The following is a 13,070-nucleotide window of genomic DNA, read 5'->3' on the forward strand; positions in this document are numbered from 1 at the left end:
AATTATACAGAAAAAGGACGGTTCTTTTATGTTTTCAGCGAAAAAAGAAGGGGCGACCTTCAAAAGGATACTTTATCCTTTTGGGTCAGCCCCTTTCTTTTTCCTGGCTGTTTTCTAAACTGACGAGGAGGGCTTTTTTCTTTAATGTCCAGGGAATGAAAATTTACATTTCTTATTTCTTGATGTATACTCGTAACATTAAATCGTAATCATTCTTAATAAAAAGGCCAAAGGATGAAGCAGAAATGGAAAATATAGAACAAGATAATGCAGTTCTCGTGAAAAATTTATTTTTCCATTATAGCGGTAAATATGTCCTTGAAGATATCACATTATCCGTTCCTAGAGGAGCTTTTGTAGGGCTTGTAGGACCAAATGGATCGGGTAAATCCACTTTAATTAAGTGTATCCTTGGATTACAAAAGCCGCAAAAAGGAAATATTTATTTATTTGGTAAGCCTCAGTCCAAATTTAATCAATGGAATTTAGTTGGTTTCGTTTCACAAAAGGCGAATAGCTTTAATTCGGGTTTCCCTGCCACTGTATTTGAAGTGGTATCAATGGGATTAGCGGGAAAAAAAGGGATCTTCCGTTTTCTGAATGCCAGAGACCGCAAAAAAATAAATGAAGCATTAGCTCTTGTCGGAATGGAAAGGTTCTCTGGAAGAAATATCGGCGAGCTTTCAGGGGGGCAGCAGCAGCGCGTTTTTATTGCAAGAGCGCTGGTAAGTGAGCCTGAACTATTAATTCTTGATGAGCCGACAGTAGGAGTGGATGCAGCATCCACAAAAGAGTTTTATGACTTGCTTGGAAGATTGAATGTTGAGGAAGGAATCACGCTTTTACTTGTCACCCATGACATAGGAACAATTACAGATAAAGTAACACATGTGGCATGCCTTAACAGAACACTCCACTTTCATGGAAAGACAGAAGAATTTGAACAGCTTCAAGAAGGAGATATTTCTGAGTACTACGGCCATCAACTGCATGTTTTAAGTCATGATCACCATGGAGGCCAGAACTGATGTTACATGCTTTAATGGAATTCGAGTTTTTACAGAATGCAATTTTTTCTGGTCTTTTGATCGGTTTGACTGCTCCATTATTAGGTGTTTTTATTGTCGTTAGAAGGCAGGCTCTTATTGCGGATGCGCTCTCTCATATCACATTAGCCGGTATCGCAGCCAGTTTGCTGTTATCCAAACACTTAACCATCTGGCAAAACGTCAATCCCATTTACCTTGGTATGGGCTTTTCTGCGATAGGATCATTGTTTATTGAACAATTACGAAAAGCTTATAAATTTTTTGAGGAGCTTGCGATACCTATCACACTCTCGGCCGGGATTGGACTTGGGGTGGTATTTATATCACTGGCAGATGGCTTCAATACAGACCTGTTTAGTTACTTATTCGGCAGTGTAGTTGCAATAAGCAGGGATGATCTATGGACAATACTGTTTGTCACTATAGCCGTTTTAATAGTAGTGGTCTTATTATATAAAGAATTATTTTTTATTTCTTTTGATGAAGAGCAGGCAATAGTATCTGGTATTCGCAGCAAATGGATCCATTATATCTTCATTTTAATGGTAGCGATCGTTATAGCAGCTTCTATGCAGATCGTAGGGATTTTGCTTGTGTCAGCTTTAATGACGCTTCCTGTTGCAGCTAGTATAAGGATAGCCAGAGGATTTAAACAAACGATCTTTTTATCGATCATGTTTGGGGAATTATCAGTGATCGGCGGATTAGTGCTTGCTTTCTACCTCGATATTGCCCCCGGCGGAACGATTGTTTTGTTGGCTGCAATACTGCTCGTTGGGACATTGGTCTGGAAAAAACAGCTTCAGTCAAGGCAAATATAACAAAGAGGGTGAAGACTTTGGATGTTGTTTCAGCCTTAAAAAAGTTAAAGGATAATGGATATAAACATACAGACAAGCGAGAGGACATGCTTACTTTATTTTCTGAGGAGAAGAGATATTTATCCGCAAAAGAAGTTCTTGAAAATCTGCAGGATGAATACCCGGGATTAAGTTTTGATACCATCTATCGAAATCTTTCTCTTTTTGAAGAGTTAGAAATTCTTGAGGTTACAGAATTAAACGGCGAAAAGCGATTTCGTTTCAGCTGTGAGACAAATCACCACCATCATCATCTCATATGCCTGCAATGCGGAAAAACAAAACATATTGATGTTTGTCCAATGGAAGATATTACATTAAAAGCATCTGATTTTAATGTAACTGGGCACAAATTTGAAGTGTACGGTTACTGTTCTGCTTGCCAATAAGGGATGATGCATGGCAAAAGTTAATTATCAATACATTTTTTTCATCGGGTAATGCCCCTCTGAAAGAAGAAAATAAATCTAAAGGAGGGGACTTTAATTGCCAACTGTTAAATGTAATGTTTCTAACTGTAATTATTGGGCGGAAGGTAATAACTGCTCAGCTGATGCAATACTTGTTGAAATTGATTCCCATGCTGAACATCCGTATAAAATCCAGGGCGGAGAGTTAGAAGGGGAAGCGAAACATAAAGACGAGGCCGATAAAACAGCAGAAACCTGTTGCCATACTTTTGAATTGAAGCATTAGATAGAAAATGGGAGAGGCTTTTTGGCCTCTCCCATTTTTCATTGGCAATCAGAGCCACTTTTCAACCCATTTTCGTGCTTCTGTCCAGTTTTTAACCCTTATCACCTGTTTTGGTATCGGATCACGGTTGTATGGAGTATCCATCAACAATACTGGTATTTTGCATTCTTCAGCGATATTACAGGCGTTATCATGTTTATCTTCAAAAAAGATATCAATGTCATGGTGTTTTATCGTTTCAATCTTATTATGTTTTCCTATTAGTTCAATGTGATCATAAGGAAGAAGCATTTTTGTGAACCACTCTTCGGTAACCTCATGAAGATGGCTTCCTCTTGCACTAATATAATATAACTCATGGTCTTGTTCCCAATGGGCCAGTGTTTCTTTTACTTTTTTGGCGAGAGGAGCATTCGTGTAAATTTCCTTTTCTTTATTTCTGAGCCAGTTAAGAAACTGCTCAGGTGTAATTTTTAATAAACGGGATAGATCATACTGGGTAATTTCATCAAAGGAAAATTTTTTGTTGAAATCTTTATTTATATAGGAAATAAATGACGTTGGGCATGTAACTGTTCCATCTATGTCGAGTCCAAATCGTTTCTTCATAACAGTCTCCTCTTTAGCATTATCTTATACACTTTACATGCTATTGTAACATAGTCCATGTTTGTTATTTTCATGTTTCTTGCCTAACTTTTAACAGAGATAAATAAGAAGCATGTGCCCAATACTAATAATGCTCCAACCCAAAGTCAATTTAAAAGCGAGGGATGTTGATGAGTGAAAACAGGTTTGATGAAAATTATGAGTACCGAGATAAAAAAGAACGAATAGACGGTCCGACGACAGAAGAAGAATATCTCGAAGAAACGGCTGCAGAGGTATCGCCAAATGGTGTTCTTGATCGTCCTTTTTTACAAAACCCAGAAAATGAACGTCCAACTGCAGAAGAAAAAGCTGACACGATTGAGGATGGAGTCGGAGCCGATACAGAAGTAAATGAAGGACGGGGTACAGGATTCATTGCACTTGTGCTTTCGGTTATTTCTGTGTTTATACTACCGGTGATTTTTGGTGCAGCTGGCATTATCGTCGGTTTTATCGCAAGAAGAAGAGGTGCGAAGAGCCTTGGTTCCTGGGCTATTGGAATTGGAGCTGCTTCTTTGATTATTAGCTTGTTTTTTTCCCCGTTTTTTTAATGGGAAAGAAAAAAGCCCGGGACTTATCCCGGGTCTTTGCCATTTATGCCTTTTGTTCTTCGGCTTTCTTTTTTTCTTCTTCCATTTTTTTATAATGTGCCTCAGCTAACTTGTCTACTTCTTTTTTCAATTCTTCAACCATAGTTTCCTCAGGAACTTTTCTTATGATTTCACCATGCATAAAGAGAAGTCCTTCCCCACGTGCACCGGCAATGCCAATATCGGCTTCACGTGCTTCACCGGGACCATTTACGGCACAACCAAGAACCGCAACTTTAATCGGAGCTTTGATTTTAGAAATGTATTCTTCCACCTCGTTAGCAATCTTAATGAGGTCGATCTCAATCCTTCCGCAGGTCGGACAGGAGATAAGAGTAGCTGCATTGGAAGCGAGCCCGAAGGATTTCAATAACTCGCGTGCAACTTTCACTTCCTCAACAGGATCTGCACTTAAAGAGATTCGTACCGTATTCCCGATTCCTTTAGATAAGATAGCGCCTAATCCAGCCGAACTCTTTACTGTTCCGGCGAATAAAGTACCTGACTCTGTGATGCCGAGATGCAATGGGTAGTCAAATGCTCTGGATGCCTTCTCATAAGCTTCGATGGCAAGGTTAACATCGGACGCTTTCATTGACACGATGATATCATGAAAATCTAGATCTTCGAGAATCTTGATATGATGAAGCGCGCTTTCGAGCATGCCATCCGCTGTCGGATAACCATATTTTTCTAGGATTTTACGTTCAAGAGATCCAGCGTTCACTCCGATTCTGATCGGAATGCCTTTTTCCTTTGCTGCTTTTACAACAGCCTCGACCTTTTCGCGTCTGCCGATGTTTCCTGGGTTAATACGTATTTTATCTGCTCCGCCCTCGATAGCCTTTAGGGCAAGCTTGTAATTGAAATGGATGTCTACCACAAGCGGAATGTTGATTCTTTTCTTTATTTCCGGAATAGCATCAGCAGCACGTTCATCAGGACATGCCACACGGACGACCTGGCATCCGGCTTCTTCCAGACGATTGATTTCTGCGACCGTAGCTTCTACATCATGCGTTTTAGTAGTTGTCATACTCTGGATAACAACCTCATTGTTGCCGCCAATTGTTAAAGGACCAACCTTAACTGGTCTTGTTTTCGTTCTGTGAGTAATTTCATTCATGCGAAAATCGCTCCTTTAAGAATGTCTTCCATCTAGAAAAACACGCTTCCTATATCTTTTACATTATAAATGAATGGCTAGCTAAAATTAAAATAATCAACACAACAAGTTATATTTTATCAGTACTTTGCTTTAATTGACAAGCTAGCTGCTGTTATCTGTTATTTTGAATAAACAGGAATCCGATAACTTTTTCCTATTTGAATCTTTTCTGGTTGTAAATCATCGTTTAACTTTTTAAAATCTTGTACTACCCTGTCTATAGATACCGGTAGAGGGCCGTCAACCATCTGCTCAACCACAGATAGAACAGTGTCACCGCTCTTTATTTGAACTTCTGTAAACTTCTGTTCTGTTTCTTTCTGGTTGCTTTCATCTATTATTGCATTCGTTGCTTGAGCCTGTTGCAGAGTAAGTGTTCCTACTTTAAGATCATACACCGTTGTATATATCCCTGCAAAAATAAGAAGTGTAATAATGAACCGTTTCATTTTATTTCCCTCCGCGATTCAGTTTTAATCTTTTTAAAGGAAAATGGGAACAAAAATAGTCAGTTCTTCGTCTAACTATACGAAGTTATTAAAAGCATATGCTTGTCCACAGGAGCATATGTCTTTAGAAATCTTCTTGATAAATAGGTCTTGGCAGTTTTCGAGGCATAAAGTAAAATGACAGGGACACACAGTCAGTGCTGGGGAATGTAATTGAATTACTTAAAAAGGCTGTCCATTATGATGGGTAGAAAGCCTAAAGGAGAATGAATATGTTAAAAAGACCTTATTTCTTGGCAGTATTATTAGTAATATTCAGTTTTTTAGTACCAGCTGCCGCCCTTGCGGATGCGAAACCTGGTGACGTAGTTGTTACTCTTGGAGAGGATTTAACAGAAGAGCAAAAGAGCACCATGCTAAAAGAAATGGAAGTTTCGGAAGATGTTCATACGATAACCGTTACAAATGAAGAAGAACACAAATATCTTGGAAAATATATTAGCAAGGCTATGATAGGATCAAACGCTTTATCCTCAGCGAAAATTACGATCGGCGAAAAAGATTCAGGACTGAAAATCGATACGAATAACATCACCTGGGTAACGGACGATATGTATGCAAATGCCTTGATTACTGCTGGTGTAAAAGATGCAGATATATACGTTACTGCACCTATGCCTGTTTCCGGAACAGCCGGTTTGACCGGAATAATAAAAGCATACGAGTTATCATCAGATGAAGCTATACCTGAAGAACAAAAACAGGTTGCAAATGAAGAGATGATCAAGACTGCAAAGCTCGGAGAAAAAGTCGGCGCTGAAAAAGCAACAGAGCTTATGACGAAAATTAAACAGGAAATTGCTAAGAACCCGCCTGAAACTGAAGAAGACTTGAGAGCATTAATTAAAAGAGTTGCAGAAGACCTCGGTATCTCTCTTACAGATGAAGAATTAAATGGACTCGTGTCATTGTTTAACAGGATGAAAGAACTGAACATTGACTGGGACCAGGTTCAGAGCCAACTGGAAAATGTGCGGGAAAACCTAAAAGAGTTCCTTAATAAAGAAGAAACACAATCCTTTATCAAAAACTTCTTAGACTTTATCATCCAAATCATCGAAGAACTAAAAAATATCTTTAAGTAACGAAGAGCAGAGGAAGTTCCTCTGCTCTTTCCCATTTCTACAGCTATAATGGAAATAATGAGTTATCCACAATTTTTAGGGGGTCAGACCCCAAAGTGAAACTTTTCTCATTTACATTCGTAGTACCTTATAGAAGGATTGAAAGAAGGGGCGATTTCAAGATGGGGATTCTAACCATACCGGCCGTCGGTTTCTTAGTTGTTTTGTTAGGGATATTGTTTTTAATTGGAGAAATTCTGGTAAAAGCTCGTGGGTTGTTTGGCCTGTTAGGGATCGCAATAATGGGAGCGTATTTTTCTTACCATTTAACAGAGGACAACTTTTTCTGGTTAATTCTTTTATTTATTGGAGGGCTGCTGTTAATTATTCTCGATGGAAAAGTTATAAACGATGGAACCTTTGGAGCAATCGGTGCAGTCTTAATGATACTATCAGTTGCAGTGCCGTCTCCTTCCTTTACGTACGGAATGATGGCAACAATGGGGTTTATTATCGGCTTTGCGTGTTCATTCTTATTTTTAAAAGTGTTTCCCAAGCGGAGCATGTGGGACAAAGTAACATTAAAAGACCGGCTTACCGGTGAGCTCGGCTATAACTCGCTAAATCAAGAATATAAAGAGCTGCTTGGGAAAAAGGGAGTAGCTGAAACTCCTTTCAGGCCGATTGGCACTATATGTATAGATGGTAAACAATACAGTGCCATCACTACTGGAAAATGGTTGAATAAAGGGGAAACAGTAATTGTCGAGCAAGTAGACGGAACAAAGATCCTTGTAGGCAAACCCCAACAAAGCGAAAGAACTTCCCAATAAACAAGGAAGTTCTTTTTGTTTTCTGCTTTAGTCTAGTATATTTGATAATGGTTATTTGGCTTTTCGGGATTTATGCTCTCTTTTTAGGTTTCGGAACTTCTTTTATTATCAAATACAGCATCATAATTGCAACGAACCAATAAAGCAAGAAGTCTAGCGAAACCGTTATTCTAAGGAGACCCATAATGGCAAAGAAAATAGTCGGCAGGGTGACCGCATATGCGGACAATACCCAGAGTTGTTTGTAAGTCAAATTTCGCTGCATCGTATTTTTGAAAATTAAACCGATCGATGCAAGAACTGAAATGCCGATGAACTTTAAGCCTGTTTGAAAAATATAAGCTATGACAAGAATAATCGGAATTAACACCGGCAGAAGCCCTTCAATGTTTTTGCTTAAATCTAGAAGCTCATCTTTTGTCATAGAAATATTCCCGAAAGTGCTATACTGCATTCGCTGCATTCCTGAAGGATCTACCACGATCGCTTCATCTTTTAGTAGTGCTACCACGTTATTGTATTCTTCTACATCATCCGGCTTTACTTCACCCGTAGTATCGAAGATAAAAGTAAAGTCATTATCCTTATCTATGTAAGGTTTCTCCATGTCTGCTGACAATAATCCGTTCTCAAGCTTAAAATCGGGTATGTCTTCACTCATAGAATCTCTTAATTCATTAAATGAATTGTAAAAGGAAACAGACGTCAATACCCCAACAGGCACAGAAGCGATTAACATCAAGAAGAAGACATAAAGGATCGATTTTCCAAACTTTTGAAACCGAAACGCAGCAACAGTCTTAGGAGCGTAAAAACTTTTTATAAATTGCTGGATAATATTCATTGATTTCTCCTTTCAGCAATTAAGACTATCCTTTCTTATTTTAGACAACTCAAGGGTTTTGAACAAGACACTTAAACGAATGACACCAATTTTTTATTTTTTAAATTTACAATAAATTTACTTATCCTTAATAAACCCTTTACAAAGTTTGAAATCCTGTACATAATAATCAGGGGACTTTGTTGAGAAATGTCGATTCACAAACAAATGATGCAAGGGGTTGGAAAAATGGAACTTAACGTCCAGGAGATGATATTTCAGTTTTTAGGTGGACTAGGTATTTTCCTATTCGGACTGAAATATATGGGGGATGGACTGCAAAAGTCAGCCGGCGATCGTTTAAGAGACATTCTGGATAAATTTACGACAAACCCGCTTATGGGTGTAATTGCAGGTATCATTGTCACTATATTAATCCAGAGTAGCTCAGGTACCACTGTACTTACTGTAGGTCTTGTAAATGCTGGATTCATGACATTGAAACAGGCGATTGGTGTTGTGATGGGTGCCAATATTGGTACCACCGTTACCGCTTTTATAATCGGATTTCCAATTAAAGACTATGCTTTGCCGATTATAGCTTTAGGTTCAATTTTAATTTTCTTCTTTAAAAACAAAAAGGTTACTTATGCTGGACAGATTGTCTTCGGTTTTGGTGCACTTTTCTTCGGGCTTGAATTGATGAGTGCCGGAATGAAACCGTTACGGTCCTTGGAAGCATTCCATGAATTAACGTTAAGCATGAGCCAAAACCCTATTCTCGGTGTTGTAATCGGTACAGTATTTACGGTTATTGTCCAGAGCTCCAGTGCTACAATCGGAGTGCTCCAGGGTCTGTTTTCACAGGGGGCCATGGATTTGAGTGCTGCTCTGCCAGTATTGTTTGGAGACAACATAGGAACAACGATTACTGCGGTACTTGCATCGATCGGTGCATCTGTTGCAGCTAAAAGAACTGCACTGACACACGTTATCTTTAACCTGATCGGTACAGCGATCTTTTTAATATTCTTATTCTTGTATACGCCTTTTATTTATTTCTTAAGGGACGCGTTGGATTTAAATCCGGAAATGACGATTGCGTTTGCACATGGTATCTTTAATGTTACAAACACAGTAATTCAGTTTCCGTTCATTGCTTTATTAGCAGTGATCGTTACTAAAATTATTCCCGGCGAAGATAATGCTATTGAATATAAACCTAAACATCTAGATCCGATTTTTATTGAACGATCTCCTTCTGTTGCACTGGGTCAGGCTAAAGAAGAAGTGATCCGTATGAGTGAATATGCACAAAAAGGATTAAAAGAAGCACTATCGTATTTAAATAACAAGCAACAAAAGCATGCAGACCTTGTTGCCCAATATGAAGAAGCGATTAATAATCTTGATAACAAGATTACTGATTACCTGATTCAGGTTTCTGCAACTTCTATGTCCAGTGAAGATTCTGAGCGACATGGAATGTTGATGGATTCAGTACGCGATATCGAACGTATCGGAGACCACATGGAAAATATTGTGGAACTCGTTGACTATCAAATCAGCAACAAAGTGAAAATGACTGACCTTGCGATGAATGATCTAGCAGAGATGTTTAAGCTGACTTTATCTACCTTAAACGAAGCGGTAGACGCTCTAGACAAGTGGGACATCAAAAAAGCAAGACAGGTTGTTACCCTGGAAGACAAAATAGATAAGATGGAAAGAACTTTAAGAAAAAAGCACATCTTACGACTGAACGAAGGACAATGTTCTGGAAGTGCAGGAATCGTGTTTGTTGATATTATCAGTAATTTGGAGAGAATAGGGGACCATGCTGTTAATATTGCAGAGGCGGTTATCGGCGAAGATGAATAATGAAACAAAAAACAAGCTGCTTGATTGCCAGCTTGTTTTTTCCTATATAATGTAGAGAAAAAAGAAAAAAGGAGTTTTTGAATGGGTGTTATATACTGGTCTATAATCTTTCTTTCATTTATCATCGCTTTTGTTGCTTTAGTTTTTCCAATCGTACCTGGAGTCCTGTTTTTAGGGCTCGGTTTTTTACTGTATGGGTTGTTTTTTACCTTCGACCCGTTAACTCCAATGTTTTGGATTATACAGGTTTTTCTTGTTGTACTATTATTTATTGCTGATTATGTCAGCAATTTAGTTGGAGTGAAGAAACGGGGAGGAACAAAAGCGGCTGTTTGGGGAAGTACAATAGGCTTACTTACAGGCCCTTTTATCATTCCATTCGCAGGGATCTTAATCGGACCTTTTCTTGGGGCGGTAATTGCTGAATTGCTTGTGCATAAAAAACCGATTAACGAAGCGCTAAAAGTTGGGGTAGGTTCCCTCTTTGGGTTTCTCGGAGGTGCTTTCATAAAGGGGCTCTTACAATTTGTAATGATTGGTTATTTTCTATTTGCCGTATTATGATAGATCTTGATAGTTCCATATTTTAAATGTAAACTTATGCTTGTCTAAAAAGAAAAACGTTCAAAATCCAAGTTGACATATTAAATAATTATATGGTAAATTAATATCTGTCGTAAATGATTGATCCACAGTAGCTCAGTGGTAGAGCAATCGGCTGTTAACCGATCGGTCGTAGGTTCGAGTCCTACCTGTGGAGCCAAATATGGCGGTGTAGCTCAGCTGGCTAGAGCGTACGGTTCATACCCGTGAGGTCGGGGGTTCGATCCCCTCCGCCGCTACCATATGCATGGCGGTTGTGGCGAAGTGGTTAACGCACCGGATTGTGGTTCCGGCATTCGTGGGTTCGATTCCCATCAGCCGCCCCATAAAAGTACATAATTTCCTGCAAAACATTTATAGCATAGTTATCCCGTTACATTTAACCTCAATAGCTTTTGCTTGTAGAGGAAGGGACAGACAAGTATAATATTAAGAAGCAACTTACTTACATTGGACCCTTAGCTCAGTTGGTTAGAGCTGACGGCTCATAACCGTCCGGTCGTAGGTTCGAGTCCTACAGGGTCCACCATTTAATGCGGAGGAATACCCAAGTCCGGCTGAAGGGATCGGTCTTGAAAACCGACAGGGGCTTAACGGCCCGCGGGGGTTCGAATCCCTCTTCCTCCGCCATATTAATTATCGTCGCGGGGTGGAGCATGGAGCGTTACTGCCATGGTCAATCAGCGACATGTCCCGACACAGCTTACATCGTCAGAGTAAACTTGTAGAGGAAGGGACAGTCATATTTTATCATCGCGGGGTGGAGCAATGAGCGATACAACATTGTTTAAACTGCGAATTGTCCTGACGGATCCTACCTCAAAGCATTACTTGTAGAGGAAAGGACAGTCATATTTTATCATCGCGGGGTGGAGCAGTCTGGTAGCTCGTCGGGCTCATAACCCGAAGGTCGCAGGTTCAAATCCTGCCCCCGCAACCAATACATAAAAGGCTCGATAGCTCAGTCGGTAGAGCAGAGGACTGAAAATCCTCGTGTCGGCGGTTCGATTCCGTCTCGAGCCACCATTATATACTTACTTTTAAACCTGCGAATATCTTGCAGGTTTTTTGTTTAGTTTTTTTGCTCCGGGGTATATTAACTATGTTTGAATAAATTTATTTGATTTCAGTTTCAATTGTTTGAAAAGTAGTACTAAATTTGCTACTGTTAAACATGAACAAACATGGAAATGATTCTATGTTTGCTTAGTCATGTTAGCCGTGGGAGTTCTATACTGCCCGCTATCCATTACATATTATTTAAGGAGGAGATTCAGATGGCAAAATTTGAATTACCAGAATTACCTTACGACTACAACGCACTAGAACCACACATTGATGAAGAAACAATGAAAATCCACCATGATAAACACCATAACGCTTATGTAACAAAGCTTAACGGTGCTTTAGAAGGCCATGACGATCTTCAAAGCAAAAGTCTTGAAGACCTTCTTGGCAATCTTGATGCAGTACCAGAAAACATTCGTACTGCAGTAAGAAATAATGGCGGCGGACATGCTAACCATACTCTTTTCTGGCAAGTTATGAGCCCGAATGGCGGCGGTGAGCCTGGTGGCGAGCTTGCTGAGGCACTTAACAAAAAGTTTGGCAGCTTTGAAAAGTTTAAAGAAGAATTCTCTGGTGCAGCAGCTAGCCGTTTCGGTTCTGGCTGGGCATGGTTAGTAGTAAAAGGCGGCGAACTTGAAGTAACTAGCACTCCTAACCAGGATACGCCAGTTATGGAAGGGGTAACACCTATTCTTGGACTAGATGTTTGGGAGCATGCTTACTACTTGAAATATCAAAACAAGCGTCCAGATTACATTGAATCTTTCTGGAACGTGGTAAATTGGGATGAAGTTTCCAACCGTTACCAAAGCGCAAAATAATTTAAGATTCAAACCCGGTATCCGAAAAGGAGCCGGGTTTTTATATGATAATTTCCTTTAATGTAAATTTATTTCTTAGAAATGCATCAATGACGAAGTCAACGATCAGTTCCCCCTGATTTGTATCGATTGGAGATTCAATTCTTACCTGGCCCTCAAACAATCTGATTTCAATTTGAATCCAGCCGCTCCTAATGATGAATTCATCGATCAGCTCTTTTCGTCGGTACCATTCTATCGATACCGGAACATCCACGTTTTGGCAACCTGCCTGAATTTCTTCCATCATTAAGATTACATCAAAAAAGTTGAACGAATCATAAGCTTTTCTGCCAAAATAAATATACAAATGATCGACTCCCCTGTATTTTTCTTTATTATTAATATGCTACTTAAGCACGACTTTCCATTCATCTTTTAATAAGTGACAAAAATTTGAATAGCAGCAGCCGAT

15 protein-coding genes and 7 tRNA genes are annotated in these 13,070 nt (G+C 39.3%); 17 read left to right on the top strand and 5 right to left on the bottom strand.

The window, feature by feature from the left end; all coding sequences use genetic code 11:
• Positions 1–245 precede the first annotated feature (245 nt).
• The 4 genes from FCL54_RS15250 to FCL54_RS15265 all read left to right on the top strand — a co-directional run bounded on the left by FCL54_RS15250 (position 246) and on the right by FCL54_RS15265 (position 2,605).
• Positions 246–1,028, top strand: a complete 783-nt coding sequence (locus FCL54_RS15250) for a metal ABC transporter ATP-binding protein (RefSeq protein ID WP_138127604.1) — start codon at positions 246–248, stop codon at positions 1,026–1,028.
• Positions 1,028–1,870: a metal ABC transporter permease gene (locus tag FCL54_RS15255; protein ID WP_138127605.1), complete on the top strand. Its 843-nt coding sequence runs from the start codon at positions 1,028–1,030 to the stop codon at positions 1,868–1,870. The genes FCL54_RS15250 and FCL54_RS15255 overlap by 1 nt, the downstream gene beginning before the upstream one ends.
• Before the next feature lie 17 nt (positions 1,871–1,887).
• Positions 1,888–2,298, top strand: a complete 411-nt coding sequence (locus tag FCL54_RS15260; protein WP_138127606.1) for a Fur family transcriptional regulator — start codon at positions 1,888–1,890, stop codon at positions 2,296–2,298.
• A gap of 97 nt (positions 2,299–2,395) precedes the next feature.
• Positions 2,396–2,605 (top strand): DUF1540 domain-containing protein, encoded by a 210-nt coding sequence (locus tag FCL54_RS15265; RefSeq protein WP_138127607.1) that lies wholly within the window; start codon positions 2,396–2,398, stop codon positions 2,603–2,605.
• 48 nt (positions 2,606–2,653) lie between these two features.
• On the opposite strand, the gene FCL54_RS15270 is transcribed toward FCL54_RS15265, so the two are convergent.
• Positions 2,654–3,214, bottom strand: a complete 561-nt coding sequence (locus FCL54_RS15270) for a hypothetical protein (RefSeq protein WP_138127608.1) — start codon at positions 3,212–3,214, stop codon at positions 2,654–2,656.
• A 170-nt stretch (positions 3,215–3,384) separates the two neighbouring features.
• On the opposite strand from FCL54_RS15270, the gene FCL54_RS15275 reads away from it, so the two are divergent.
• Positions 3,385–3,807 (top strand): DUF308 domain-containing protein, encoded by a 423-nt coding sequence (locus FCL54_RS15275; protein WP_138127609.1) that lies wholly within the window; start codon positions 3,385–3,387, stop codon positions 3,805–3,807.
• A 43-nt stretch (positions 3,808–3,850) separates the two neighbouring features.
• Here the strand turns inward: FCL54_RS15275 and ispG are convergent, their stop codons facing one another.
• Both ispG and FCL54_RS15285 read right to left on the bottom strand, forming a co-directional pair.
• Positions 3,851–4,972, bottom strand: coding sequence for a flavodoxin-dependent (E)-4-hydroxy-3-methylbut-2-enyl-diphosphate synthase (gene ispG, locus FCL54_RS15280; RefSeq protein WP_138127610.1), 1,122 nt, complete (start codon positions 4,970–4,972; stop codon positions 3,851–3,853).
• 161 nt (positions 4,973–5,133) lie between these two features.
• The gene (locus FCL54_RS15285) at positions 5,134–5,463 is read right to left on the bottom strand and encodes a hypothetical protein (protein ID WP_138127611.1); all 330 of its coding nucleotides are present in this window, start codon (positions 5,461–5,463) and stop codon (positions 5,134–5,136) included.
• Between the two features lie 272 nt (positions 5,464–5,735).
• On the opposite strand from FCL54_RS15285, the gene FCL54_RS15290 reads away from it, so the two are divergent.
• Positions 5,736–6,608: a DUF1002 domain-containing protein gene (locus tag FCL54_RS15290; protein ID WP_138127612.1), complete on the top strand. Its 873-nt coding sequence runs from the start codon at positions 5,736–5,738 to the stop codon at positions 6,606–6,608.
• 161 nt (positions 6,609–6,769) lie between these two features.
• Complete coding sequence (locus FCL54_RS15295) at positions 6,770–7,420, top strand: NfeD family protein (RefSeq protein WP_138127613.1); 651 nt, start codon at positions 6,770–6,772, stop codon at positions 7,418–7,420.
• A 70-nt stretch (positions 7,421–7,490) separates the two neighbouring features.
• Here FCL54_RS15295 and FCL54_RS15300 read toward each other — a convergent pair whose 3' ends face one another.
• Positions 7,491–8,264 (bottom strand): DUF1189 domain-containing protein, encoded by a 774-nt coding sequence (locus FCL54_RS15300; protein ID WP_138127614.1) that lies wholly within the window; start codon positions 8,262–8,264, stop codon positions 7,491–7,493.
• A 228-nt stretch (positions 8,265–8,492) separates the two neighbouring features.
• On the opposite strand from FCL54_RS15300, the gene FCL54_RS15305 reads away from it, so the two are divergent.
• The 10 genes from FCL54_RS15305 (at position 8,493) to FCL54_RS15350 (ending at position 12,616) form a co-directional block, all read left to right on the top strand.
• Entirely contained in the window at positions 8,493–10,124 is a 1,632-nt protein-coding gene (locus FCL54_RS15305; protein WP_138127615.1) for a Na/Pi cotransporter family protein, read from the top strand.
• Positions 10,125–10,205: 81 nt separating this feature from the next.
• A complete protein-coding gene (locus FCL54_RS15310) occupies positions 10,206–10,688 on the top strand; it encodes a DUF456 domain-containing protein (protein ID WP_138127616.1) in 483 nt (160 codons plus the stop codon).
• 124 nt (positions 10,689–10,812) lie between these two features.
• A tRNA-Asn gene (locus FCL54_RS15315) sits at positions 10,813–10,887 on the top strand.
• 5 nt (positions 10,888–10,892) lie between these two features.
• Positions 10,893–10,969: transfer RNA gene (locus FCL54_RS15320), tRNA-Met, on the top strand.
• A gap of 8 nt (positions 10,970–10,977) precedes the next feature.
• Positions 10,978–11,053 (top strand) — tRNA-His (locus tag FCL54_RS15325).
• A 126-nt stretch (positions 11,054–11,179) separates the two neighbouring features.
• Positions 11,180–11,256 (top strand) — tRNA-Ile (locus FCL54_RS15330).
• Between the two features lie 8 nt (positions 11,257–11,264).
• Positions 11,265–11,357, top strand: a tRNA-Ser gene (locus FCL54_RS15335).
• A gap of 233 nt (positions 11,358–11,590) precedes the next feature.
• Positions 11,591–11,667, top strand: a tRNA-Met gene (locus FCL54_RS15340).
• A gap of 10 nt (positions 11,668–11,677) precedes the next feature.
• Positions 11,678–11,753, top strand: a tRNA-Phe gene (locus tag FCL54_RS15345).
• Positions 11,754–12,004: 251 nt separating this feature from the next.
• Entirely contained in the window at positions 12,005–12,616 is a 612-nt protein-coding gene (locus FCL54_RS15350; protein ID WP_138127617.1) for a superoxide dismutase, read from the top strand.
• 40 nt (positions 12,617–12,656) lie between these two features.
• On the opposite strand, the gene FCL54_RS15355 is transcribed toward FCL54_RS15350, so the two are convergent.
• Positions 12,657–12,965: a hypothetical protein gene (locus FCL54_RS15355; protein ID WP_138127618.1), complete on the bottom strand. Its 309-nt coding sequence runs from the start codon at positions 12,963–12,965 to the stop codon at positions 12,657–12,659.
• Positions 12,966–13,070: the final 105 nt, after the last annotated feature.

Origin of the sequence: Exobacillus caeni (assembly GCF_005747095.1) — a bacterium.
Lineage (GTDB): Bacteria > Bacillota > Bacilli > Bacillales > Guptibacillaceae > Exobacillus > Exobacillus caeni.